The sequence below is a fragment of the Furfurilactobacillus curtus genome, assembly GCF_045862785.1.
Classification (GTDB): domain Bacteria; phylum Bacillota; class Bacilli; order Lactobacillales; family Lactobacillaceae; genus Furfurilactobacillus; species Furfurilactobacillus curtus.
Map to the genome: position 1 here is coordinate 104355 of NZ_BQXO01000002.1, position 26104 is coordinate 130458.

Sequence of the window (26104 nt, forward strand, 5' to 3'; positions counted from 1 at the left end):
TTTTGAGGACTAACGAACTTAAAACAATTGGTTTTAGTAATACCAGTGTTTCAGGTGGTGATGACTGTGACTAACTTGTTGTTGAGATTGGACTTTTTAACGATTAGCTTCCAGCAAGTTAATGCTTTCCAGTTGTTGGGATATTTATTTCCGACGATTGGCACGGGATGTTGGGCCGGAAGAAATAGTGGTATTAAGGGTTTTAACCGTCAGCTTACTAACGGAAAGATTCATCTTCATTTTGCGGCGAGTTCTTTCACAAGTTTACTTGTGATGTCCGGCGAGACGTGTCGGTCTCTTGAGTGTGGTAATTGGTCTTGGCGGTCTTTCTTAGAACGAGTTATTTCTTGTGGGAGTCGTGGCTTGGCTACATCATTTCGTTTCAAGCGACTTGATGTCGCGGTTGATGAACGAGGATCGTCAATTAGGTTGAAACCTAAGACAGTCCAGAATTATTTAAGCAAGGGTTTGTTAACCAGTCGATTGCAATCTGTTCGGTTTATCAATGAAAGGAAGATTTCTTCAGGTATCGATACTGGTGTTAGTTGTTATTTGGGAAAACGAGCCAATGATGCACATGTCTTTATTTACGATAAAGGGCTCGAGCAACAACAGGTGGTAGGGCAATGGTATCGGGTTGAGCTTCGCTTTAAAAACAATTATTGTAATCAACTTGTTGCTGTTTTACTCAGTGATGACACGTCTTTGGGGAAGTACGTTGCTGACTGGCTAGGGGCGCGTGTACAATTTCGCAGTCCTATTGGGGTTTCAGAGATTAGACGCAGAGGTTTAGTTGCTTGGTACGCTCGTTACTTGAAAGAGTTGAGCAAACAAGGCTTGGATTTTTATTAGGTAGGAGTGGTGGTATGGAATCAAATGGTAATCATAGTTTCGATCAAATCGTTCGAGCGTTAGCTGATGCAATTGAACAATTGATCGTGGAGGAACAGGAACGTCATGACTAACCAAGCGGTAGCGTACTACCGTGTGAGCTCAAGACGTCAGAGTCATAATTGGTCAATTATGGCACAACAAGAAGCCGTCCATGAAGAAGCTGGGCGGCTTTTCTTGACGATTGAAGCCGAGTTTCACGACATCAAGTCTGGCTCTAACTTGAATCGTCCAGGCATGAACGAGCTGTCCAATGCCATTCGTTCTGGTCGTTATGGTCATGTATTAGTATGGCGTTTAAATCGGCTTACACGGTCTTTAAAAGATTTTTTATTGTTGCTCAATTTGTGTGAGGAGAACAGCGTGGTGCTTCACTCGGTTATGGAACCTGTTGACGTCAACATCATGGGACGTTTTCAGCAACAGCTCTACGTTATGTTTGGTGAGTGGCAACTAGGTATCTTGAAAGTGAATCAAAATAACGCCTACCGTCAAAAGTTTCGTGAAGGTCAGTTGTTATCTTCTAGCGTTCCACTTGGCTACTACTACACCAAAGGTCTTGCAAAGATTGACTCAGAAACTAGCAAAATCGTTAAGTTTATTTATGAAAATTACTTGGAGGGGGACGTTGGGTATCGTAAATTATCGCGAGCCGTTATGAATAAATTTGATTATCAACTGACTGCTAATGGTGTGGCTAAGGTTTTGCAGAATCAGGCGTATGTTGGAAAGCTTGTCAATCGGTACGGTGTGTCCACCAAAGTTTTTCCACGGCTCGTGACTGATACACAGTTTAACAATGCACAGGCGCTTCGTAAGTCACGGCGTGTTAAACAGAAGTTCATTACCAATCCCTTATTCAAGAAGAAATTACGTTGTCCTTATTGCCAGGGGATCCTAACAGCAAGCCATGTTATAACAGCCAGTAAAAGCCGCATTGATTACTGGTACTGTAGTCGCGACTACTGCAAAGGAATTAGAGTAGATGAACAACGTGTCCTTAATCAATTAACAGCGGTCATTAGTGGTTTGGTGACTAGTGATTTTAAAAAGTCATTGATGGTGAAATTGAATGATGATTGGCCACTTCAGACACGTCAAGATGTTGTGCCAGCAGATGAGATGTTTAGGAAATTTGAGACTGGTGGAATAACGGTTGACGAACTTGAGACTGCTTTGACAAAAAGTTCTATGCCAAATTTAGAGATCGAGAGAAGGCGGCATTGTCGTAAACTGGCTCAGCAAATCGTTTATAAGCTTACCGATCCACGTGATGAAGACAACATCGCCAGCGTTGTTAAGAACTTGAATTTTGATCGAATTGAAATAACTATGAATAAGGATATTGGAGGAGTGTTTTTGGCAGAGTTGCCTGCCATTAACTTACTCTCTTTGAGAGGGGGAAAGTGAGCATGACTGAAAGACAACCAAGTTTGTCCTTGAAGCACGCTGTCGGATATGTCCGTGTATCTACGGCAGAACAAGCAGAGGAAGGCTTTAGTATCGCTGCACAAGAAGCGCGTATTCGACAGGAGTGCGAGCGTTACGATGGTCAAATGAAGCTTGTGCATGTTTATGCCGATGAAGGAATTTCCGGGAAATCAATTGAAAAACGACCAGGCATGATTAGACTACTTGACGACGTAAAGGCTGGTGGCATTGACGCTGTAATTTGTTGGAATATTTCACGAATTGCCCGAAACGTCGCAAACTTATTAGAGATTATCGATATTTTGGAGAAAAATAGTGTCAGTTTCATTTCAATTACGGAGAAAATGGATACGCAAACACCAGCCGGTCGTTTAATGCTGCAAATTATGGCCAGTATGGGAGAGTACGAGCGCAATAACATTGCAGAGAATGTTTATCTGGGTAGTCGTCGACGAGCTCAAGAAGGTTGGACTAACGGGGGTCGTGTGCTAGGCTACGATAACGTTGTAGATGCAGACGGGAATCGTACGTTAACAGTCAATAAATCCGAGGCTATTATTGTTCGCCGGATATTTAGAGACGCGTCCTTAGGGAAGGGCTATCGTAGCATTGCTAACGCTTTAAACAAAGAGGGCTATAAAACTAAGCGAGGTAATGATTTCTCTTCAACCGCGGTTAAAGGAATCGTTAGCAATCCATTGTATGTTGGAAAAGTTCGCTACGGAGAGTATCGTCATTGGGAAAAACTGCGTCGTAAGGGTAAGCAAGAGGATGTTTTATTGGTTAATGGAAAGCATCCAGCGATTATCGATAAGAATATGTGGAATGATGTTGCTAGACTCGTTCGTCATCGAAAGAAGGTACCTACGTGGAATGCCAGTGGTGAAAATGTGCTAACTGGGCTTTTGAGATGTCCAGAGTGTGGGGGGCCAATGGCAGCATCGAATACAACTAATCGTTTGGTAGACGGAACCAAAAGGCGAATCCGGTATTACTCGTGCGCAAACTTTAGAAATAAGGGATCAGCAGTGTGTCATGCTAATTCTATTCGCGCAGACGAGGCAGAGGAACTTGTCAAAATGAAGTTGATTCAAACGCTTTCACTAAAGGACATTGGTGAATCTGTTCTCAGACAAATGCGGGAAAACAGTCAAGAACGACTGAGCCGAATCGAGCGACAACAGACAGCGAATTTGAACAATCAGGATGATTTGCGTCACAGTCTTGATAAGTACCATCAACTAATACGAGCCAATAAAGAGCTTGAAACAGCCATTCTTCCAAGAATTGAGGAAATTCAAGACCAATTAAACGACAAGCAAGAGGAGGAGCTCAATTTAGAAAAAACTAAGAAGTCCTTTGTGAATTTGCCAAATCCCCGAGATATTCAAGAACTTTTAGTGGTAGTTGCTCGGTTAATAAGACGAGCTGATAAGTGCTCGTTAAAAGCGTTGTATCAAACATTCATCGCTCAAATAACATTTAGCAGAGAAAAGAAGCTGGTTTGGGTACAGTTAGAATTTGATAATGAAATCGTTTCACAGCTAAAAGCACAGAGTAAAGAGGCTGAATCCAAAGCGGATTCAGTCTTTTCTTTTACAAAGCGTATTGAATTTGTTGTGTGAATGATGTGCGACGTTGGTTGTTTCACGTGAAACGCTAGAGCAGAGCAGGGGGAGTGGGTTAAAATTATAAGTGGGAGATGGATCTTGTGACAATAGAGTTGATCGTCGACGATGCGAAACCTGCAGAGATATTAAAGGAGAAGTACGATTGTGAAAGATGAATTGAATGATTTAACTGCTAAAGGATTTTTTGGTGAAGAATCACGACAGTTATTGGAAAAGCAAAGTACAGAGTCTTTACCACAAAGTCTTTACTCAAGTGTGGTTTCTATTTATAGTTCTTCATCAAATGTAAAAGAGTTAAATAATTACACTGAAGTATTTTCTAAGCTTTTTAAAGAAGCAGCAATGAAAACTGATCCTAATACTGTTTATGAGCTAATTGGAGCTTTAGTCAATGGAACGAAAAAGTATCCGGAATTGGAAAACAAGGTTGCGTACACACGTTTCATGGAAGAAAACCAAATACTAAAAAATGGCATTCGTAAAGGTGATAAAACGGATACTGGAAGGTTAAGTCTAGGGAGTCGAGTTCTAACAACGTATGTCTCTGGTTTTGAACTAAGTATGAAAATTTTCACATTTATTTATGCAATGATGTTGGAAATGAACCAACAAGAATATGATTTATTAGAAATATCTTCATTAAGTACATCGCAAAAGTTAAATGGCTGCCGTCAGTTAGATCAGAAGTCTGATTATATTTTGTTGACTGAGGGGTGGAATGACATTTTACGTAATGCAGAAAATCATGGTGATATGCGATTTGATCTAGGAAAAGGGTTATTTACTGGTCAAAATAGACATAGCTATAGGGTACATGGGAAAAAGATAGTTAAAGTAGATCCTATCACTATTAGCCCTGAGGAAATGATGGGCGTGATACTACCAAAGGTGGCATGCTTCATTCAGGGGTACATCAGTGCTGGGAATTTGCTGTCTTTGTCGATGAGTGATGAGCTTCTTTTTGAACAAGCCAAAAGGTTCATAATTAGGAAAACAAATTGAAGAATTCAGTCCAAGAATTTGATTATAGAGAACCGCAGGGCATAAGGATACGGAAGTCCGTATCATAAGTGATGCGGTTATTATGACTAATAGAAACCGCTAATTTCTAGTCTTAAAAACTTCATGGGCCACTGATACAGCATTGAGTACTTTTGGAAAACCAATATAAGGAATGCATTGAATAAAAGTTTCAATCACTTCAGTTTCCGACAAGCTGACGTTAAGAGCACCGTTAATATGAACGTTTAGTTGTGGGGCAGTGTCTCCTTGGACCAGTAGAGCCGTGATAGTAATCATCTCACGTTGTTTGAGATTTAAACTGTTGCGGGTATAGATGTCACCGAATGCGAATTCAACTATATATTTGGCGATATCTTTTGAGTCACCAGTTAAGGAATCCATGACATTCTGTCCGGCAGTACCATCGATATTTTGTAGGGCATTAAGGCCGTTTTTAAAACGAGTATTTTCTTTTTCCATGAGTGTGCACTTCTCCTTTATTTACTCAGTAGTTTTACCAATAACAGCACTGTAAATGCTGGAGTGCACTCCATGTCAAATTTTTTTTAATTAGCAAAGAAACTATAGTGTCTAGTATTTTCAAGTCAGGAGCAGCTAAAGATGAATTATTCAATTGGTACTGCCTCAGCAATGTGTGGATTATCCATAGATACGCTACGTTTTTATGAAAAGAATGGATTACTTCACGTTAATCGAGATGCAAATAATCGTCGATATTATACAGATAGGGATTTGGAGTGGATTGCTTTTCTGACTAGGTTGAAGGAGATTGGAATGTCTCTTAAAAATATGAAGGAATATGCCGACTTACGGTATCAAGGGGACGAAACAGTTTCTGAGCGGTTAAGGATGTTGTTTGATCAAATGGATTTGTTGAAACAGGAACGAAATAAGCTTGATAAACAATTGGACTTTTTGGAGAGAAAAATTAAAAAGTATCTGAAAATAGAGTAGTAGGTTAACGACATTTTAGTGAAAATTTTAATTGTTATGGGTGCAAGGAGAAAAGCTATGAAAAAGGAAAAATTGGAAGATGAAGAGGGGTTACAATTGGTGCAGAAGGTTTGGAAAAAGTTTGATGAAACTAATAGAAGCAAGAAAATTAAACAATGCTTGTATCCTAATCATGATGAATGTACCGATAACATACTAAAAGCTCACGCTATTCAAAATAATGGGGTTCTAACACAAATAGCCGAAAACGGGAAAGTCTTATGCTAAAGCCTAGAGGGAATAACCCATTTGAAACATTTGTTGAATACGGACGAAAGCAGGCAACCACCTTTTCTGGGTTTTGTGGCTATCATGATGCAACTTTATTTAAAGATATCGAAACTGGCATTTTTAAATCCTCAGATTGGGAAATCTTTTTATATACATATCGAACTTTGGCTGCACAGTTACATGCAAAAGAGGAAGCGGTAAAGCAACAACAGCAACTAGCGGATATTTTTAAAAAGAGAAATAATGAAATCCTTGACGCTTTTAAGAGTGGAGCTAGTGATCTTGAATTTGATAAACGCAAAATGGATGAATTTATTTTAGGGCAGAGACCAAAATCGCCAGTTACATCAATAATTTGGCGGTTTAATCAAAAAATTGATTTTGCAGGTAGTGCCTTTTATTCACCAATTCGAAATTTTTAAAATGAAACTATTCAGAATTTGAGAACGAATGAAAAGATTGCACATGTCTACATGAACGTATTTCCGCAAAATGATAAAGCATATTGCGTAATTTCGTGGTTGGAAGACTTTGATGAAACTTTTTCAAAATACGTTTCGACTTTAAGACATCTGACAGAATTGCAAAAGAAACGATTCATTGATTATCAGTTAGTTGTAAACACTGAGGATCTTGTTATGAGTCCCAGGTTAGTTCATAGTTACTCCGAGAGTGAAAAAGAAAATTTTGGAATGACCTCAATGATGGAAATGATGCTTTTTCCTTTATTTGACGATAATGAGTTGGATGAAAACCACGCTTTTGAAAATCATGGATACAGTCTATTCAATTGACTATAGAATGTAAGTGCAGTGAAGACTTTTGGGTACAGAAATTTCCGATATATATGCTTTTTGAGTAACTAGTTTAATGGTTTTGATTTGTTTATGAAATGGCTCAATGAACGGTGGTAACGCTGTTTGTAGTGATACGGTACTCTGTATCATAAGTGATTTAAACAGAGAATAAATGACGGAGTAGGCGAATGGAACTAGACAGAGTCACGTTTTACGGTGAGAATAGTTTTGCTTTTAACACGGATTGTGAAGCACTTAAAAAGCGATTCAAGTTCTTAAAGGATTTATCATATGAGAAATTAACTTTGGAGGATGTGCTTGAGTTAGATCAAATTAGCCGGTATCTACCTATCATTCTTCAAGATAAAATAAGATTAAAGGCCGATCTTTCGGCTATTAAAAGCAGGATAGGTAAGTGGTTTTCATCAGTGCCGACTAGCACTGTCAGTTCGGGAATAAAAGATTCTAAATTTTCACGACAATATCAGAAGTCTCTGTGGCACTTATTAGCATCACAAAAAGCACCTAATCTAGAAATAAGGGATATTTTGAAATTGTATTCCGGGACAAAAGTAGTTTATCCTTTGCAAGAACAAGTCATTAGAGCACGATATGGAAGAGATTTAACCACAATTGTTATGCAAGATTTAAGAAACATTGGGCTAGTTTTAAATCCAAAGCTGTATGATGCTGAATTACCTGAGGAATTTAATCAGCATCAAATAGAAACGTTTTTATTAAACTATATTGGTTCTGAGGCCCCAAATCCAAATATGTTGGAACGGGTGGCTACTTCAAGGTCCGTGAATGATAGTATTCGTCTGAAAGCGCAGAAAAAATATCAAGAAATAATTGTTAATGTTTTGAAAGAAGAAAAGGCAAATAGTCTTGGTATAGGGACAAAAGTTTCGATTAACTTTACGTTAGATACTTTACATTTATACAAGTTACATGCAGAAATTGAGGATAATGTTAACTTTGCAAATGTTGAATACAATGGTTTAGTTCTAAATGAACTAATAGATTGGCCGACCATTTTGAATAACTTTATATACATTTTTGGCTTTATAGATAACTTTGGGATTTTAACAATTTCTTCTCAGGTCGAGGACGATGGATCATTAGAGAGAGCGTTTCGATATGAAAGCGGAAGCATACTTAATACAGGTACTTCATTTCAACTTAAAAATCAGCAAGCGCTACTGTCATTTGTGTCGTACTATCGTTTTTTAGCTAATCGAGGGATTCAACTAGAGCGAGTTGTAGAATGGTTTTTTTCTGATTATTTGGCTTCTAATTTTAACGTTAACGGTCTTTCTGTTAATCTGCCTAAAGGAGAGGAAGCGCCAGAGATTAAGGCTTTACTAGCAATGACGCAATTGCATAGAATTGTTAGAATGTTTGATCTACTAGCTTTAGATAAAGATTTTGATAGGGGTCTTGTTGATAACTATTCACATACAAAAAATGATTTTAGAGATATTGGAAGCTCCTTTAAAAGAAAGTATGGGAAAATCATAGACCCAGATTTGTTAAGGTGCGAGGGAACTTTATTTTCAGACCAATCCCCTATGCCAAGCAAGAAAGAAAGATACTTTGCTGATTTAGTACTCAAGGAGAATATTAAAAGAAGTGAGTTAGATGAGTACCAGTCTAAGTTGTTAGATTTCTTACTTGAACAAAAAGTATTAATTTGTGCTGACGAAATTATTCGCTTTAGAAGTTTTGAAGTATATCAGATTTTAAAATATGATTTTAAAAATGATTGTATTCCAGTCATGGAAATGCATCTCCAATTTAAAAAGCACCCAATCTTAGATGACTTATTCCAGAAAGGTAAGGTAAGAGGTATCACGCGGTTATTAACAGACCGAGAAGCGTCGGTATTTAATTACTATTTTTCTGATTTTTATGCAAATGGACTTGGACTGCGGAACAAGTACGCACATGGCGCATTTAATTCTTTTAGTGAAGAAAAACACCAGAATAACTACATGCTGACGCTAATGTTCATGGTAATGTTAATTATAAAGATCAATGCCGAATTAGATGGCATGGATAGAATAGGGACGAACGGATAGGATTAATGGTTGACTAGTGAGATGCAGGAATTTGAACCAAAAACAAATTTCGTAGTAGAGGTATGGCGTTAGGAGGTTGTTGTAAAAGAGGGCGACTAAATTAGTAAAGTAATTGCTATTAGTGGTGTAACCACCGGCTGAAAAACCAATGTTATTAGTGTATTAAACGAACAGCTAGACCACATTGTTGTTACTTTCTTTAATGATTTTGATATTGATTCGTTGCTTTCAGCCCCACCAATTAATTTGCCATTATCTCAGGTTGTTAATCAATATGATGTTCAGGTAATGATCGATAGGTGGTAAGAAGTTCAGGGCAAATCCGATTATATTTTGCTGGGTTCTCCGCTTCGTCGTCGACATTAGGTTTTAACTGTTATAAAAATCGCAACCCTTGTGGAGTTAAGTACCGCTGCATATAGCGATATGGAAGTCCGTATCATAAATAGGGCACCTACGTACATGTATGGAATGTGGCGATGCCGATGGTGAGCATTCAGCGACTGAAGCGTCGAGAGTATCAATAATCATGGTTTGGTGAGTAGCTGGAAATGGCCAGTATAATGAATTTAATCAATTTTTTTTGAAAGAGAAGGTCCGTTTTTAGGAAAGCATTGGGATGACATTTCTCAATCACGATGTCTGTTTGCTGGCGGTCTAATCCAGTGATTAATTGCCAAGCGATGGTGCCATATTTAATTTCTTGATCGTTGTGTTGAATAAATAGAATTGGTTTTTCAGCCTTTCGATATTCAACGATGCGTTGGTTAATTCTAGTCAAAAAGGCTGGTAGATCAGGATGATTACCAATAATGCCATTCTGTAAATCGATAACAATTAAAGTGTCAGTTAACATAGTTAAGTCCTCTCAGTATGATTTTGACTAAATACCGATTCCTTGAATCTCACAGTAGGCTAGTAAATGCATCGGCACAATGGCGGATGCTTTTTTTGTTTCAAATTAACTTGTTTCACGTGAAACGTCTGGAGAAATCAGATGAAGTGTAGTTAAATGGTCTAAGTTATCTCGATAATGAAGTGTAAAGAGGCCGTAAATGAAAGTGATCAAGTATGAACCACGTTATTTTGATGAAATCGTTCAACTATACGTCCAAGTGTTTTCACAAGCGCCATGGTTAGAAAATTTTGATGTAGCACGGGTGGCCGCGATGCTTAGAAAGCATGTCGCCAATAACTATTTTATGAGCTACTTAGGGATTGAGAACCAGCACGTCATTGCAGTGAGTTATGGCTTTATCAAACCATGGTATGAAGGATTTGAATATACTATATTGAAATTGAAGAATTTTTTATTGCGCCAAATTATCAACAACAGGGACTCGGGCAACAGCTGATCAACGAGATTCAAAGCGCGCTAGTTAAACAAGACATCCATTCGATGATGTTGATGACTCGTCCGCATAGTGGTGCGCAAAAATTTTATGGGAAAACTGGTTTTCAGCAACTAACCGATTTGGCGGTTTTCACGGCCGCCTTTTAACATGACATCGGGCAGTATCAAACGCTAGGACATGGTTAACAATGACTGATGCTCATATTGATAAAGCGACTTGAAGGATAATCATGATGGAAATTAATTTATTAGTCACACTGAATGCACAGTATCTGCTACCACTCAAGACCGCCTTACTTTCTTTAGCTGATAATAATTCGGATATCACTTGCCACGTGTGGTTATTACATCAATCGATTACCAAAAATGAATTAACGCAACTATCGCGGTTCGTTAATCATTTAGGTTGGACATTTTCAGCCATTAAAGTTGATCAGGTGTTCGGCACACAAGCGATTGACACGATTCATAACTATCCACAGGAGATGTACTTTCGTTTATTGGCAGGCGACTTGTTGCCACAATCAGTCACACGGGTCATTTATCTTGATCCAGACACGTTGATTATTAATGACTTAACAAAATTGTGGCAACTGGATCTTGGCACTGCCATGATGGCAGCTGCAGCGCATGCCGGATTAATTGACGCCGTTACGCCGCTCAATAATTTGCGCTTAAACACGGCAACAAAATATTTTAATACGGGTCTCTTACTGATGGATTTGGGTCAAACACGAAAAATAATTAAGGCCGTAGACATTCAACAGGCGATTGACCGATACCGTGGCCAGCTACTTTTACCAGATCAAGATGTATTAAACTTTTTATACGGATCCCATATTTTAGAGGTACCAGAGGAAATATGGAATTATGACACGCGCAAATTTATGACCTATCAGTTGCGCAGCCGTGGCGATCATGATTTACAGTGGGTGATGGCTAATACGGTGGTGTTACATTTTGCTGGCCGGCCGAAGCCGTGGGAGCAAAATAGTGATGGTCGTTTCACGACGCTATATCTTCAGTATCGACGTTGAACATGATTGCCAAGTTGGCGGTCAAGTAAAATGAGTGGGTTAACGAGTTATCAAGCATCATTAATCTGTATGATGCTTTTGGTGATGTAGATTAGATGGCGTGGTATTCTATTTTAGAAAGTTTGTGCTTGTTTGGTCTATTATCCTCAAGGCCTGATTAGGCGATGGTGAAAGGAAGTACCTGTACGAATGAATAAACAACGAGAACAAGGCATCATCGCCATTTCGACCTTAGGATTAGGGCTGCTAATTGGCATTGGTGCCTTAACATTGGGTTCTTTTTTAGATCTCATTGAACATGTTTTTTTGAGCTTTGAGGAAAACGCACTTTATCCAGCGGCAATCTTCATCTCGCCTGTACATCGGTTGATTTCACTCGTGTTGGGTGGTGGGATTGCCACAATATTGTGGTGGTATAGTAGTGTTCATTTTAAACCAGTCGTAGGGATTAGTGATGGCGTTGCTGGTAAACGGATGCCAATTCCGGCAACACTCGTTGATGTTTTTACTCAGATCTTTTACGTCGCCACTGGCGCACCGGTTGGTCGAGAAGTCGCACCTCGTCAATTAGGGGCGTTGATCGCACAGACCTGGATCGATGGGCTAAAAAAGTTTCGACACATTCAAGTGAGCGAAGATGATCGACAACTATTAATTGCTTCCGCTGCTGGTGCTGGATTCGCCGGCATTTACATCGCCCCCATAACGGGGATGCTCTTTTGCGTAGAAATTTTATTGAAAAAGGTGACTAAACGAACCGTAGTGGTTAGTTTAACCATGTCGACAGTTGCTATGTTGATGGGATCGTTATTGCGTGGGTTTGGTCCATATTACTTAGTCGGTCGCACAAAGTTTACCGTGGCATCATTGCCGGTGGTGATCATTTTGGCGCCACTCTGCGGGATTACTGGTGCCTATTTTCGCCAGGCCTTTCAGTGGGCCGGGCGGACACGGGCGACTAAGCAACGAATCCTGTGGCAATTGCCAGTGATCAGTCTGGTGACCGGGTTGATTGCGATGTATTTTCCACAAATTATGGGGAATGGTCGGGCATTGGCTGAAGCTGCTTTTCATAGTCAAACTAGCGCGATGACAAGCCTTTTGTTAGTGGGGGCGGTAGCAAAAGCTTTTGTCACTGTGTTTACCCTTAAGTCAGGGGCCTCAGGCGGGACATTAACGCCATCGATTTCTTTAGGAGCCGTTTTAGGGATGTTAGTCGGTTTTATCGCTAGTTTATTTATTCCTGGTATTCAAATCTGGCAGTATGCGGTCATTGGCGCGGCGTCCTTGCTGGCCACTTCACAGCAAGCACCATTAATGGCGTTATTTATGGTCTTTGAGGTGTGCCATTTGAATTATTCGGCGTTTCTTCCCCTAGGGGTCGGCATTAGCTTGGCGTTAGCGACGGGAAATTTTGTGTTAAAACGAACCCGTCCGGTTACATCAAAGTGACGTTGCCCGTAGAACTCAGCGATGATTATTGTGGTTAAAAGTCGGTATTGATCGGTAATGTTTGTTAGAAACGAATAGCCGGGTTGGAGAAGTCTTAAGACTTCTTCAACCCGGCATTTTTGAATGGTGGTGAGCTAAGGCGTATTTGGTTTTGGGGAAGGGTAATTTAGTACAATCAGCCAGCGAAATAGTGCCAGGCTAGGTGGCCGTGCTTCAATTTGGTTTAGAAGAGGATCGACCTGCCATTAAAGCAATCCAAGCACAAACTAAAAAACAAGTCATTGGCGTGAACATTGGCAAGCTATCGACCATGGGTGACGCCGTGCCCTGCACAACATGGGAGGTACCACAGAAGTCCCAGCTGCGATAGCAAGTTGGTCCGCTTGTTAATTGCCTTTGGTGGCAATAAAGACTAATGTTGAATCGGTGGATCTTACGGGATCGTATTGATAATTTGGATCATTAAAAGTCGTCAAATCAGCGATGGTTTCCAGTTGATTTTCCGCGATAAAACGCACCATTGATCCACGTGCCATTTTGGCTAAAGTAGCCCGTGTTTTCAATTTACCATCAACTAGATGAGCAAACTTAATATCCACCAGTTGGTCGGTAGGGCGTAAATAGGGCCGAATTGACTTGGCATATTCATTGGAAGCAAGATTAATAATGGGCTCTGACGCGGGTTGCAGAGCGGTGTATAAGCGATCGCCCCAAAAATCGTATAGATTATGTGTTTGTGCCGTCTGTAGCGGGGCTTGCATCTCTAATCGATATGGAATGACACCATCAAAGGGTCGTAAAATACCGTATAGTCCAGATAAAATTCGTAGGTGCGTTTGGATATAAGATAATGCCGGTGCCGTGAACAAGTCGGGGGCCATATATTGGTATTGAATGCCAGAGAAAGCCATGATGGCTGGTGTTAAGGCTTGGTCCAAATCGGCTTGCTGTAATAAGTGGTAGTTGGTCTGAGCCACGTTGTCACTGCAATGCCACAATGCCTTTAATTCAGCGTAAGATAATGATTGAAGTTGCTTGTGTAACTGTCGTGCTTCAACTAGAAAGGTTGGTGTGCTACGGGGTGTAAAGTCATCGGTATTGATAACCATTTTCTTGGCTGGCGAAATAATAAGTTTCATAAGTTAGGCGACTCCCACATGTATTGATGGCATTATTTTATCAGTTTTATTCGTCAACTGAAGGCAAAAACAGTGGCATCAGGAAGCGATAAAGGGCCAATATGAAGCTGCCTAGTTAATCACAATGCAGATGACTAGACTTGTATGGGTAATGTGGTTCATTATGCATAAGAAAGTGAGTTAGCTGAAAAAGGTTTATAGTGGCGGCATTGAAGCATCGACACGTTGGTTGTTAAAGCTCACTTATCTGAATGAAGTTCATCGATTGGTGTAGTAGTACTAAGTAATTGAAAGGATAACGAATTATGAAAATATTTATTGCTGGTGGAACTGGACGGGTGGCGTCTGCATTAATTCAAAATCTAGTTGCCGATGGACATGAGGTTATCGCGGGAGCCCGACATCCGGAAAACGTGGTGTTAAGGGAAAATGAGTTGGTCACCGCTGTGAAGTTAGATTTACAGGCAGACATGAACGATATTGCCGAAGTGATCGGCCAGGTGGATGTCGTCTATTTCACCGCTGGTTCACGAGGTCAAGATTTACTGCAAACGGATGCGTTTGGGGCAGTCAAGACAATGCAGGCAGCGGAGAAAAACGGGATTAAACGATACATCATGCTTAGTTCGCTACATGCCTTAGAACCTGATAAATGGCACGAAGGTGGTTTAGCTAATATCATGGATTACAATGTCGCAAAGTTTTTTGCAGATAATTATTTAGTTAATCAGACTACTTTAGATTACACGATTTTACAGCCAGCCACGTTGACTGAAACGACAGGGACAGGGAAAATTTCGATTGGAAAATTATCGGCAACCACCAATCCAATTGCCGATGTTGCGGCGGTCTTAGCCACGTTACCAACGTATGATCAAACAATTAAGCGTGTGATCGAAATGGCTAGTGGTGGTGAATCAATCGACACTGCCTTAGCACAAGTTAAGTGAAAGAACTGTGAAAAAGCTACTTAGATGGGGTATGGAAAGTGACCCTGATCGGGTAGCTTTTTTTAAGCAGTTTAAATTTCCCGGGGAATAAACGAAGAATCCGTGTATGATGACTAATAGATAGTAAGTCAGTTGTGGTTTGAGGAGAAATGCGCATGAAGAAAATTGTGGCCGGGATTGTGGCCCATGTTGATGCAGGTAAAACAACCTTGTCAGAAGGGTTACTTTATCGAGCTGGCGAAATAAGAGCTCTCGGTCGTGTGGATAAAGGAAGCGCCTTTTTAGATCCAGATGCATTAGAGAAACGGCGCGGTATTACAATCAATACTCATCAAGCCAGTTTAGCATTTCAAAATTTAAGCCTAACCTTGCTAGATACACCGGGACATGTTGATTTTGCTGCCCAAACAGAGCAGGTGCTGTCCGTTTTGGATTATGCCGTATTAGTTATTTCAGCGACTGAGGGGATTCAAGGACATACGCGAACTTTGTGGCGACTGCTTGACCGCTATCATGTGCCAACCTTTATCTTCATCAATAAAATGGATGCACCCGGTGTCGATGCAGATGCATTATTAGCCACATTGAAAACGAACTTGTCAGCCGGGTGTGTGGCATTTACCACACCTTTATCAGTAGCAATCAGAGAAGAAATAGCGGTTCAGGACGAAACTGTGTTAGCTGACTATTTGGCGAACGAAACTTTGAGTGACCAACAGGTTAGACAGCTGATTCAACAGCGGAAAATCTTTCCTTGCTATTTTGGCTCAGCACTAAAATTGACGGGTCTTGATGAATTGTTGACTGGTTTAAATGATTGGACGCAGGAGCGTGAACCTCAACCAAAATTTAGTGCACGTGTTTTTAAAGTTTCTCACGATGTACAGGGCGAACGGCTCTCTTGGATTCGTGTCACCGGTGGCACCTTGTCAGCCAAACAGCTGTTATTACCTGATGAGAAAGCCAATCAATTGCGCCGATATAATGGCGCAAAATTCACCACTATTCAAGAAGCTAAGGCCGGTGAAGTAGTCGCTGTAACTGGGTTAACACAGAGCTATCCAGGTCAAGGATTAGGTGACAGTCATGACGCAGCCAAAATGGTCATTCAACCGGTGATGACTTATGCGATTGATCTACAGGAGCGAGATCCCCATGTTTATTTGCCAGCTTTAAACCAATTGGCTGATGAAGATGCCAACCTGCATGTGACTTGGTCGAGTGAACTGCAAGAACTTCGGGTGCAGATCATGGGGCAAGTTCAGTTAGAAATTTTGCAAGAGCGGTTGCAAGAAATGATCCATTTACCGGTGATTTTTACGCAAGGACAGATCATGTATCGTGAGACGATTACGCGAGCGGTAGAGGGCGTGGGGCACTTTGAGCCACTACGTCACTATGCGGAAGTTCATTTACGGTTAGAACCTTTACCGGCAGGAAGTGGCCTGATCTTTGCTTCAAATTGTTCATTGGAAGTTTTGGATAAAAATTGGCAACATCAGGTGCTGACGGCCTTACGTTCGAAGGAACATGTTGGGGTTTTAATCGGTGCGCCTTTGACGGATGTTAAAATCACACTAATTGGTGGCCGAGCCAGCAATGTTCACTCCGTTGGCGGTGATTTTCGCCAAGCAGCCTGGCGAGCGGTGCGGCAAGGCTTGATGATGCTTCGAGCCAATGGTGATTGCGATTTGCTGGAGCCTTGGTATTCATTTCGATTAGTGGTGCCAGAAGATCAAATTGGGCGGGCAATGACGGATATTGAACGCATGCATGGTCATTTTGATACGCCTTTGGCCAGGAGTAATGGAAGGATATTGACTGGTGCGGCACCGGTGGCCAATATGCAAGATTATGCTAAAGAAGTTCAAGGTTACACCCGTGGTCAAGGTGAATTTGAATGTTCAGTGGCTGGGTATCAATCGTGTCAGGCAGCAGACCAGGTGGTGTTTGATCGTCGTTACGATCCTAAGGCCGATCTACCTAACACACCAGACTCTGTTTTTTGTGCGCATGGGGCTGGTTACCCAGTAGATTGGGATCAAGTTCCCAACATGGCGCACTATCCCTATCAAACCAAAATGTAAGTTGAATTTGTGTTAGACGGGCTGGTTAAGTAAGTGAGGCAGAAAATGATGAAAATTGTTGAAGGATACATGCCATTTAGAGGCTATCAAACCTATTATCGAATCGTCGGCGAAAGGCAAGCGGGGTTAGCACCCTTGCTGTTAATTCATGGTGGGACAGGGTCATCGCATAACTACTTTGAATTACTAGACGATTACGCTAAAACGGGGCGTCAATTAATCATGTATGATCAGATCGGTTGCGGAAAATCTTCTTTGCCAGAAGATCCTGCGATCTATGTGAAAGAAACGTGGGTGGCGGAATTAATTGCTTTGCGTGAGTACCTGCACCTTGATCAGGTTCATTTGCTGGATCAATCATGGGGTGGCATGCTTGAAATGTACTATTTGACGCAATTTAATCCGGATGGTGTCAAAAGTGTGATGATTGATGATTCACCGGCTTCGATTAAACTATGGACTCAAGAACAACATCGGCTCATTTCTTATCTGAGTTATGAAGATCGTCAAGCCATTGCCGAAGCGGAACGAACAGGTGATTTCACAGAGCCTAAATATTTAGCAGCAAATGATCGTTATATGGAACGTTATTGTTGGGATGATCCTGATGAAAATTCACCTGAACCGTTACGCCGACCGACGAATGGTCAACGGGCAAGCTTAATTGCTGAAGGACCCAATGAGTTTACAGAGAATGGTACGATTAGTGATTTTGAATTAACCGATCAGTTGGCTAAAATTCAGGCGCCAACGCTAGTGACTAGTGGCACGGATGATTTATGTACACCGCTAATTGCGAAGTCAGTGGCCGATCATATTCCTAACGCTAAATGGCATTTATTTGCTAATAGCCGTCACTTAGCCTTATTAGATCAGCATGACGCCTTTATTCAGGTGTTAGATCAATGGTTACACGCTCATGATTAAGTAAATTGAACATGAAACCGGAGGCGAGATTATATGCCACAAGTTTACTTTCTATGTACAGGCAATTCTTGTCGGAGTCAAATGGCAGAAGGCTTCGCTCATCAATATTTGCCCAAGTGGCGCGTGGACAGCGCAGGCATCGAGGTGCATGGTTTAAATCCACGCGCGGTTCAAGTCATGGCTGAGCGAGATATTGACATTTCGCACGCAGTTTCCAAGCGGATCGATTTAGCTTATTTACAGCAATGCGATTTGGTTGTGACATTGTGTGGTGATGCTCGTGATCGATGTCCAAGATTGCCAGCATCAGTTAAACATGAGCATTGGGACTTTATTGATCCAGCACAGGCGACAGGTACTGATGATCAAATCATGGCCATTTTTCGAAACGTACGTGATGGCATTGACCAGCGTGTTCGCCAGTTGGCTAGCCATGAGACAGCAATATAACCGAATTTGCCTTGGATCTTGCGTTATTTAGCAAGATCCATTTTTTATGTTCATCATTAATGTTTCACGTGAAACGATCGGCTGATGAGCTAAAATAACGACTGATTTAAGTTTTGCTCAGGACCAAAGTGCTATTTGACGTCCGGTGTTATAATCGTCCTTTGTTAGAATTGGCCGGCTTAATTTAAGTTAGCTTGGCGGAAAAATTAGAGTAAAGTTGGCTGAGCCAGGGTGGGCATATGCTTCGATGAGGAGTTGTCCTGAGCTGAGACAATCGAACTCAATGAGCTGGGGAGGCAGCAAATGAATGGATCGAACATAACCCCAGTTGCTGAGTGGCGCAGTAATTTGCGTGTCCTATGGTTTGGCAATTTCATGGTGGGCATTGGTTTTAGCAGTATTGGTCCTTTTATCGCGTTATACATCGGGACATTAGGCCATTTCACCAATGGACAAAATGCTTTTTGGAGCGGCATTGCTTTTGCCGCACCATTTATTGTAAAGGCACTGGTGTCTCCGTTATGGGGACGCCTGGCTGACACACATGGACGTAAATTAATGCTGCTACGCGCTTCCTTGGGGATGGCGGTGGTTATTGGATCGATTGGTTTTGTCACTAATGTGTATGAACTAATCGGATTACGATTGTTACAAGGTGCTTTTTCTGGTTTTATCAGTAATGCTAACGCCTTAATTGCCACATCGGTCCCGCGAGAAAAGAGCGGGCAAGCTTTAGGTACATTAACAACGGGTAATGTTTCTGGCACATTAATTGGTCCATTAGTCGGTGGGGTTATTGCTGACTTTGTCGGCTATCGGTATACCTTTGCGGTGACTGGGATTATGATGCTAGCGGCGTTCTTTTTGGTTCTGTTTTTTGTTAAGGAACATTTTGTTCCGGTGACTAAGGCACAGTTGCAGCAACGGGGAAACTTTTTTAAAACCCTCGATAATCGGCGGATTATTTTGGGAATGTTTATCACGACGCTTATTATCCAGGCTTCGAACAACTCAATTGAGCCGATTTTGAGTTTATACGTCAAGCAATTAATGCATGGCGGTGGTCACGTGGCAATCGCAGCTGGTGTCATTGAAGCAATCAATGGTGTGGCAACCATCATTGCTGCGCCCCGTTTTGGTGCCTTAGGGGATCGAATCGGTACTCACTGGATTTTAACGGTTGGGTTGCTTTTTTCCATGTTGGTCTTTCTTCCTATGGCATTCGTCCGCAATGTTTGGGAATTAGGTGGATTGCGGTTATTGATTGGCATTTCAGATGCAGCATTAATTCCGAGTGTTCAAACGATCATGGCCAAGTATTCATCTCCGGATACGATGGGACAGGTCTTTAGTTGGAATCAAAGCTTTCAAGCGACCGGTAACGTCATCGGTCCCTTGATTGGATCAACCGTCACCAATTTTGCCGGTTATCCTGGGGTGTTCATTTCAACGTCGATTTTAGTGCTGATTAATTTCTTATTGGTGCGCCGTAACACGGGACGTCTTCGTAAGGACCAGCCCTTACGTTAAAGTTTGTCATGACATTTAGTTGTTAATTCTTAAGGTTAGCCTTTTTTAGCGTATAATGGCTTTAATCTAATAAAACGAGGAGAATTCTATGGCAGAGTTAGCGCGTTTTTATCAAGCATTTCAACCATCGCATTATGATATTTACCTAGATATCAATCGAGAGACTAAGTCATTTAGTGGACAGACCAAAATTACGGGTCAGGCGACTACGACAGCGATCAATGTTCATCAAAAAGGACTAGCAATTAGTCAAGTCCAAGCAGATGGGCAAACCGTTCCGTTCACTGTGGATGACGAAAATGAAGCGATTCGGATCACGTTGCCTAGCAACGGTGATGTAACCTTAACCATCGATTATACGGCTAAATTGACTGATTCAATGATGGGTATTTACCCATCTTATTACGAAGTAGATGGCGTTAAGAAGCAGATTATTGGGACTCAGTTTGAAACGACATTCGCGCGCCAAGCATTTCCGTCAATTGATGAACCAGAAGCCAAGGCAACCTTTGCTTTGGCAATTAAGTTTGATGAGCAACCGGGCGAAATTGTCTTGAGCAATATGCCAGAAAATCACGTTGAAAATGGTGTTCACTACTTTGATGAGACAGTTAAAATGTCGACTTATCTAGTGGCCTTTGCCTTTGGTGATTTGCAAAGTAAACAGACGACCACTAAGAGTGGTGTTCAAGTTGGCGTGTTTGCCACTAAAGCGCATCAACCACATGAATTGGATTTTGCGCTTGATATCGCCAAACGTTCGATTGAATTCTACGAAGACTTTTATCAAACGCCTTATCCGTTACCACATTCCTGGCAATTGGCACTGCCTGATTTTTCGGCTGGTGCGATGGAAAACTGGGGGTTAGTGACCTACCGAGAAGCATACTTATTGCTTGATCCTGAAAACACCGCGTTGGATATGAAACAATTAGTGGCGACGGTCATTGCCCACGAATTGGCTCACCAATGGTTTGGTGATTTAGTGACGATGCAGTGGTGGGATGATCTATGGTTGAATGAAAGTTTTGCTAACATGATGGAATATGTCGCAGTGGATCATTTGGAACCGGACTGGCATGTCTGGGAAATGTTCCAAACATCGGATGTACCCGCTGCGCTACAACGTGATGCAACGGATGGCGTTCAATCCGTCCACGTGCAGGTTAATAATCCAGCTGAAATTGATGCGCTCTTTGATGCCGCCATCGTTTACGCAAAAGGGGCGCGGATGCTTGTGATGATGCGGGCACTAGTCGGCGACGATGCGTTACGTGTTGGCTTGAAGAACTATTTTGCCGCTCATCATTTTGGCAATGCAACAGGGGCTGATTTATGGGCTGCCTTGGGTAAAGCTTCGGGAATGGATATCGGGTCAATTATGAATTCATGGCTGGAACAACCTGGTTATCCCGTGGTTACCGCTAGCGTTATTGATGGCCAGTTAACGTTATCACAACAACAATTCTTTATTGGCGATGGCCAAGAAGTTGGGCGGCAATGGCAGATTCCACTTAATAGTAACTATGAAGCCGCGCCGACGATTATGAGCGATCAACAGCTTGTCTTAGGCGACTACCAATCATTGCGGGCGACAGCCAACGTGCCTTTCCGGTTGAACTTAGGGAATAGTTCACATTTTATCGTCAAATATGATGATACGTTGATGAAAGATATTTTAGCTAACGTTGAGACGCTTCCAGCGATTGATCAGTTGGCCTTACTTCAAAATCTGCGTTTACTGGCGGAAGGGCAACAGCTCTCTTACGCCGAGGTGATTCCGTTATTAACTCAGTTTGCGACTAGTCATTCAGCGGTGGTAAACGCGGCTTTATACACGGTTGCCAATAACCTCAAAAAATTTGTGACACCTGATTCAGTTGAAGAACGCTCGTTAAAGACGCTCTTCGACCAATTGAGCGCTGACCAAGTTAAGCGTTTGGGCTGGTTACCAGTGGCGAATGAATCAAACGATGACCAGTTAACCCGACCATACGTGTTAAACGCGGCGCTCTATGCCGAAGATCAAACGGCGATTAGTGCTGCTCATGATTTGTTTAGCAGTCATCAAAGCGATCTTGCCAACTTACCAGCTGATACGCGTGTTTATATTTTAAGAAATGAAGTCCAGCATTTCGGTTCCTCAGCGCTCTTTGATCAATTGCTAGCGGCTTACAAGTCGACACCAGATGCAAGTTACAAGCTTGACCTGATGTCTGCATTGACCAGCACTAGGGATCAGACACTGGTTGAGGCACTTATCAGTCATTTTGAAGATGCTGATACGATCAAGCCTCAGGATTTGCGCGGTTGGTTCCGCGGCGTTTTGGCAAACCAGGCCGGCGAACAGGCAGCGTGGGATTGGATTCGGCAAGATTGGCAATGGCTTGAAGATACTGTAGGCGGTGACATGGAGTTTTCGACGTACATTACGGTCATTGCCGGTGTGTTCCATACACCAGCTCGATTGGCTGAATTTAAGGCCTTTTTCGAACCAAAATTGCCGACACCTGGCTTAACCCGTGAAATCACAATGGATACGAATGTGATCGCGAGCCGTGTTGCCTTGGTTGAAGCAGACAAGGCAAAGGTTGCCGCGGCACTAGCCCAAGTTATTAAATAAGACTCATTTGAATGCAAAAAGAGCATCGTTTCAGCGATGCTCTTTTTTTGGACTCATTTAAAATTTTAGGCCGGGGTTTATTTCCTGGGGAATAAATGGCTAGTTTTGGATCAAGTGATTGGCCGATTATTCTAACAACAATTTATCTGCGTCGATAATTTTGATTTGGTTAGTTTTCGGGCGACTAATAGCGCCAGCTTTAGCGAGTCGGGCCGGCAAACGGCTGACTGTCTCTGGGGTGGTGCCAATAAAAGTCGCTAAGTCTTTTTGCTTGAGCGGTAACTGAAATTGATTGGTATCTAATGAGGCCGCTGTTTCAATGAGATAGTCTACTAGTCGGTCAGCAACGGAGGCTGTATTCGCCTTGGTTGCTCGTGTTTCAACGCCTAGCAGTTTGTGCCCCAAAGCTTTTAAAACTTGGAGATTGATCGGCGGGTATTTTAGTAAGAGGTTCTGAAATTCACGGCGTTCAATTGAGCAAACGGCTGTTGGCGTCAGCGCTTGGGCAGAGACTGAATAGTGCTTGTCGTCGCTAAAGAGGGCTGCTTCACCATCAATATCGCCAGCTTGTAACAAGTAAAGGAGATGTTCTTTACCTGCCACGGTTGTTTGGAAGGCTTTGGCTTGACCACTGGCAACAATTGTCAATGCCGTCGTTGGATCGCCTTCTTGATAGAGAAAATCGCCAGTCGCAAAGTGGTGATGATGAACGATCTGATCGATTAATTGAATTTGTTGGGTTGAAAGGGTCTTAAAAATTGTCACAACTTGATCCTCGTCAAGTTGTGGCTTGCCACCAGCCCTTATGCTTAAATCATTCAAATAAAAGGGGGATCATTAACATGAAAATGGTCGTGGCATTAGATGCATTAACCTGTCCCAGTTGTTTAACAAAAATTGAAAAAGCGGTTGGCCGTGTGACCGGCGTTGAAACGGTCAAGGTGCTCTTCAATGCTAGTAAAGTCAAAGTTACGACGGATAGTAGCGTCTCTGAGGCGAGCTTAACCGAGCCGATTGAACGACTTGGTTACGACGTTAAAGGGGTAAAGGTATCAGCATAGGAGGCAGACCATGGCATCAATTGGAGATTTGTATCGGACAGAACAAACACAAGCTAATTATGATCACCACCATCCGACAGCCGCCGCGATGACTGACCACATTATCGCCAATCTGGTAATGGAATCATTGAAAATTCGGCAATTTGGTTGGTATATCACTGGGAAAAATGTTTTAGCTGCCCAAAAATTTTTAAGCAACATTCATACTGTGGCTGAACAGCAAATTGATTCCTTGGGCCAAGCCGTGCTGGCTGAGGGTGGTAAGCCAGCTTCGGCGCTCGCTGAATTAAGTGAATACGCCATGGTTGAAACTCATGGTGAGGACAAATATCTTGCAGTACAAGCAATGTTTGAGCAACTAGTGGCCGATTTGCAGACGCAATTAATGTTTATCGATCGTGGTGTGAAATTAGCGCAGCGCGATGAACAGCCGTTACTTGAACACACCTTGTTGACTGTGCAACGGCAATTAATTTCAACTAGACAGCAGTTGAAAGCACGCCTAGGGCGGTGGGGATTAGCTGGTTTGGTCGGGGATGAAGATGAGGATGACGATCATGAGTAAAGTTCAACGGTGGATGAACCAAAATTGGACGACTCTGACGGCCATTGCAGCAGTTACGTTAATCGCCGGCTTAATTAGTCAGTATATCTTGCACATGGCGCAGTTAACCGCCGTTTTATTTATCGTGACTAGTATTGTTGCAGGATTACCCACAGGATTAAAAGCGATCGGTGCACTGCAAGCGCGAACCATTAGCATGGAATTACTTGTGAGTATTGCGGTCGTCGGCGCTTTCTTGATCGGAGAACTGGAAGAAGCCGCCATGGTCACCTTTCTATTTGTGTTCGGTACCTATTTGGAACAGCGAACGCTTAATAAAACGCGACGAGCGATAAAATCGCTGACGCAAATGGCGCCTACGACAGCTGTAAAACTAGTGGCTGATGGCGAGACAGAGACAGTTGAAGTAGATGAGATTGACCCAGGCGATCAGCTGCTGGTCCGTCCAGGTGATCAAGTGCCAGTTGATGGGGCTGTTTCAACAGGGACAACGGCCATTAACGAGGCGATGATCACCGGTGAATCTGTATCAGCTGTTAAACACGTTGGGGATCTTGTGTACATGGGGACTATGAATGAGCAAACGGCATTCACCATGACGGCGACGAAGTCTGGTGAGGACTCAACGTTTAGTAAGATCATCGAATTGGTCGAAGAAGCACAGGACACCAAAGCGCCGGTGGCTCGCTTTATCGATCGATTTGCGCAATATTACACGCCATTGGTGCTGATTATTGCGATCTTCGTTTTCGTGATTTTTCGTGATCTTCGTTTGGCGATTACGATTTTAGTCTTAGCTTGTCCTGGTGCTTTAGTGATTGGTGCACCGGTATCTAATGTTGCTGGCATTGGCCGTGGCGCGCAAGCAGGCATCTTGTTGAAGGGCGGTACGGTTATGAATGCCCTTGCTAAAGTGGATACTGCTTTGTTTGATAAGACGGGTACCTTAACAATTGGTCATCCCGACGTTGTCGATCGGCGTTTCTATGGTGAAGATGATCGTTGGTTAGGTTTATTGGCGGCGATGGAAGCACAAACGACACATCCACTGGCCCAAGCGATTTTAAACGATGTCAACAAACGAGGGATCAAGGTTCCTAAACAACCCTTATCAGTCACAACGGTTGCCGGTGTCGGCATTACCGCGGAGTTTGAGGGCCAGACCATTGTCGTCGGCAGCCCGCGGATTCTTACTGACCAGGTGAAGTTAACGCCCCAACAACGACATGATTTAGCACGCATGCGCGAACAAGGCGAGACAGTTGTTTTGACGCTTGTTGATCAACAACTGATGGTGTTACTGGGGATTAAAGATGCTGTTCGGCCTGACGTTGCCGCAACATTACGTTTATTAAAACGCCGGAGTATTCGCAAGCTCACAATGGTGACTGGTGATGATCAAGTGATGGCGCAGACAGTTGCCGATCAGTTAGGCATCGACAATGTTCAAGCGCAGATGTTGCCCGAACAAAAGGCGGCTTACCTCACTGCTCAAACAACGGCTGGGCACCAAACCATTTTCGTTGGTGACGGCATTAATGATAGCCCAGCGTTGACGTTAGCTAATGTTGGGATCGCGATGGGAAGTGGCGCCGATACAGCGATTGAAACATCTGACGTCGTGTTGACGGATGGCAAGTTTAGTAAATTAGCCGACGCGCAATATTTATCTAAACGAACGGTATTAAATACCACTGAAAACATCGTGATCGCCATTGGCACGGTTGTGCTATTGATGATTGGCCTGAGCTTGGGCAAAATCAACATGGCCAGTGGCATGCTCGTACATGAACTGAGTATTTTGGTCGTAATCGCAAATGCCATGCGCTTGCTGCGGTTAAAATTTACTAC

The 26104-nt window shown here is 42.4% G+C and carries 25 protein-coding genes and 1 pseudogene; 22 read left to right on the forward strand and 4 right to left on the reverse strand.

What is annotated here, in order from left to right; all coding sequences use genetic code 11:
* Window positions 1-60 precede the first annotated feature (60 nt).
* The 5 genes and pseudogenes from ACKTR2_RS03595 to ACKTR2_RS03615 all read left to right on the forward strand — a co-directional run.
* A pseudogene (locus tag ACKTR2_RS03595) lies at window positions 61-324 on the forward strand (hypothetical protein); the annotation flags it as partial.
* Between the two features lie 39 nt (window positions 325-363).
* Window positions 364-852: a replication initiation factor domain-containing protein gene (locus ACKTR2_RS03600; protein WP_407883434.1), complete on the forward strand. Its 489-nt coding sequence runs from the start codon at window positions 364-366 to the stop codon at window positions 850-852.
* A gap of 105 nt (window positions 853-957) precedes the next feature.
* Window positions 958-2301 carry a recombinase family protein gene (locus ACKTR2_RS03605; protein WP_407882655.1) on the forward strand — a complete coding sequence of 448 codons (1344 nt, stop codon included), beginning with the start codon at window positions 958-960 and terminating at the stop codon, window positions 2299-2301.
* Between the two features lie 2 nt (window positions 2302-2303).
* Window positions 2304-3947: a recombinase family protein gene (locus tag ACKTR2_RS03610; RefSeq protein ID WP_407882656.1), complete on the forward strand. Its 1644-nt coding sequence runs from the start codon at window positions 2304-2306 to the stop codon at window positions 3945-3947.
* A gap of 150 nt (window positions 3948-4097) precedes the next feature.
* On the forward strand, window positions 4098-4955 hold the full coding sequence (locus tag ACKTR2_RS03615) for a hypothetical protein (protein ID WP_407882657.1): 858 nt from the start codon (window positions 4098-4100) through the stop codon (window positions 4953-4955).
* 99 nt (window positions 4956-5054) lie between these two features.
* Here ACKTR2_RS03615 and ACKTR2_RS03620 read toward each other — a convergent pair whose 3' ends face one another.
* Window positions 5055-5435 (reverse strand): carboxymuconolactone decarboxylase family protein, encoded by a 381-nt coding sequence (locus tag ACKTR2_RS03620; protein WP_407882658.1) that lies wholly within the window; start codon window positions 5433-5435, stop codon window positions 5055-5057.
* A gap of 141 nt (window positions 5436-5576) precedes the next feature.
* Between ACKTR2_RS03620 and ACKTR2_RS03625 the strand changes: the two genes are divergently transcribed.
* The 4 genes from ACKTR2_RS03625 (at window position 5577) to ACKTR2_RS03640 (ending at window position 9078) form a co-directional block, all read left to right on the forward strand.
* Window positions 5577-5930 carry a MerR family transcriptional regulator gene (locus ACKTR2_RS03625; protein WP_407882659.1) on the forward strand — a complete coding sequence of 118 codons (354 nt, stop codon included), beginning with the start codon at window positions 5577-5579 and terminating at the stop codon, window positions 5928-5930.
* A 57-nt stretch (window positions 5931-5987) separates the two neighbouring features.
* Window positions 5988-6197, forward strand: coding sequence for a hypothetical protein (locus tag ACKTR2_RS03630; RefSeq protein ID WP_407882660.1), 210 nt, complete (start codon window positions 5988-5990; stop codon window positions 6195-6197).
* Window positions 6191-6622, forward strand: coding sequence for a hypothetical protein (locus ACKTR2_RS03635; RefSeq protein WP_407882661.1), 432 nt, complete (start codon window positions 6191-6193; stop codon window positions 6620-6622). The genes ACKTR2_RS03630 and ACKTR2_RS03635 overlap by 7 nt, the downstream gene beginning before the upstream one ends.
* 563 nt (window positions 6623-7185) lie before the next feature.
* Window positions 7186-9078, forward strand: a complete 1893-nt coding sequence (locus ACKTR2_RS03640; protein WP_407882662.1) for a hypothetical protein — start codon at window positions 7186-7188, stop codon at window positions 9076-9078.
* A gap of 520 nt (window positions 9079-9598) precedes the next feature.
* Here ACKTR2_RS03640 and ACKTR2_RS03645 read toward each other — a convergent pair.
* Entirely contained in the window at window positions 9599-9934 is a 336-nt protein-coding gene (locus tag ACKTR2_RS03645) for an isochorismatase family protein (protein ID WP_407882663.1), read from the reverse strand.
* Between the two features lie 199 nt (window positions 9935-10133).
* On the opposite strand from ACKTR2_RS03645, the gene ACKTR2_RS03650 reads away from it, so the two are divergent.
* From ACKTR2_RS03650 to ACKTR2_RS03665, 4 genes are all read left to right on the forward strand, one after another.
* Window positions 10134-10433 carry a hypothetical protein gene (locus ACKTR2_RS03650; RefSeq protein WP_407882664.1) on the forward strand — a complete coding sequence of 100 codons (300 nt, stop codon included), beginning with the start codon at window positions 10134-10136 and terminating at the stop codon, window positions 10431-10433.
* Window positions 10391-10579 (forward strand): GNAT family N-acetyltransferase, encoded by a 189-nt coding sequence (locus ACKTR2_RS03655; RefSeq protein ID WP_407883436.1) that lies wholly within the window; start codon window positions 10391-10393, stop codon window positions 10577-10579. The genes ACKTR2_RS03650 and ACKTR2_RS03655 overlap by 43 nt, the downstream gene beginning before the upstream one ends.
* Before the next feature lie 83 nt (window positions 10580-10662).
* Window positions 10663-11469 (forward strand): glycosyltransferase family 8 protein, encoded by an 807-nt coding sequence (locus ACKTR2_RS03660; RefSeq protein ID WP_407882665.1) that lies wholly within the window; start codon window positions 10663-10665, stop codon window positions 11467-11469.
* Window positions 11470-11658: 189 nt separating this feature from the next.
* Entirely contained in the window at window positions 11659-12921 is a 1263-nt protein-coding gene (locus ACKTR2_RS03665; protein ID WP_407882666.1) for a chloride channel protein, read from the forward strand.
* Window positions 12922-13307: 386 nt separating this feature from the next.
* Here the strand turns inward: ACKTR2_RS03665 and yaaA are convergent, their stop codons facing one another.
* Window positions 13308-14060, reverse strand: coding sequence for a peroxide stress protein YaaA (gene yaaA / locus ACKTR2_RS03670; RefSeq protein ID WP_407882667.1), 753 nt, complete (start codon window positions 14058-14060; stop codon window positions 13308-13310).
* Between the two features lie 302 nt (window positions 14061-14362).
* Here yaaA and ACKTR2_RS03675 point away from each other — a divergent pair, with 302 nt between their 5' ends.
* From ACKTR2_RS03675 to ACKTR2_RS03700, 6 genes are all read left to right on the forward strand, one after another.
* Window positions 14363-15010 carry an NAD(P)H-binding protein gene (locus tag ACKTR2_RS03675; protein ID WP_407883438.1) on the forward strand — a complete coding sequence of 216 codons (648 nt, stop codon included), beginning with the start codon at window positions 14363-14365 and terminating at the stop codon, window positions 15008-15010.
* Window positions 15011-15165: 155 nt separating this feature from the next.
* Window positions 15166-17097: a GTP-binding protein gene (locus ACKTR2_RS03680; protein ID WP_407882668.1), complete on the forward strand. Its 1932-nt coding sequence runs from the start codon at window positions 15166-15168 to the stop codon at window positions 17095-17097.
* A 48-nt stretch (window positions 17098-17145) separates the two neighbouring features.
* A complete protein-coding gene (pepI, locus tag ACKTR2_RS03685; protein ID WP_407883440.1) occupies window positions 17146-18024 on the forward strand; it encodes a proline iminopeptidase in 879 nt (292 codons plus the stop codon).
* Between the two features lie 33 nt (window positions 18025-18057).
* A complete protein-coding gene (arsC, locus tag ACKTR2_RS03690; protein WP_407882669.1) occupies window positions 18058-18474 on the forward strand; it encodes an arsenate reductase (thioredoxin) in 417 nt (138 codons plus the stop codon).
* Between the two features lie 303 nt (window positions 18475-18777).
* Window positions 18778-20004 carry a multidrug efflux MFS transporter gene (locus tag ACKTR2_RS03695; protein WP_407882670.1) on the forward strand — a complete coding sequence of 409 codons (1227 nt, stop codon included), beginning with the start codon at window positions 18778-18780 and terminating at the stop codon, window positions 20002-20004.
* An 88-nt stretch (window positions 20005-20092) separates the two neighbouring features.
* Window positions 20093-22627: a M1 family metallopeptidase gene (locus tag ACKTR2_RS03700; RefSeq protein WP_407882671.1), complete on the forward strand. Its 2535-nt coding sequence runs from the start codon at window positions 20093-20095 to the stop codon at window positions 22625-22627.
* 126 nt (window positions 22628-22753) lie between these two features.
* Here the strand turns inward: ACKTR2_RS03700 and ACKTR2_RS03705 are convergent, their stop codons facing one another.
* A complete protein-coding gene (locus ACKTR2_RS03705; protein ID WP_407882672.1) occupies window positions 22754-23392 on the reverse strand; it encodes a Crp/Fnr family transcriptional regulator in 639 nt (212 codons plus the stop codon).
* Between the two features lie 77 nt (window positions 23393-23469).
* Between ACKTR2_RS03705 and ACKTR2_RS03710 the strand changes: the two genes are divergently transcribed.
* From ACKTR2_RS03710 to ACKTR2_RS03720, 3 genes are all read left to right on the forward strand, one after another.
* Complete coding sequence (locus ACKTR2_RS03710) at window positions 23470-23688, forward strand: heavy-metal-associated domain-containing protein (RefSeq protein ID WP_407882673.1); 219 nt, start codon at window positions 23470-23472, stop codon at window positions 23686-23688.
* Window positions 23689-23698: 10 nt separating this feature from the next.
* Window positions 23699-24253: a ferritin-like domain-containing protein gene (locus ACKTR2_RS03715; RefSeq protein ID WP_407882674.1), complete on the forward strand. Its 555-nt coding sequence runs from the start codon at window positions 23699-23701 to the stop codon at window positions 24251-24253.
* Window positions 24246-26104, forward strand: a 1859-nt coding sequence (locus tag ACKTR2_RS03720; protein WP_407882675.1) for a heavy metal translocating P-type ATPase, incomplete at its 3' end; no start/stop codon positions are given. The genes ACKTR2_RS03715 and ACKTR2_RS03720, both read left to right, overlap by 8 nt.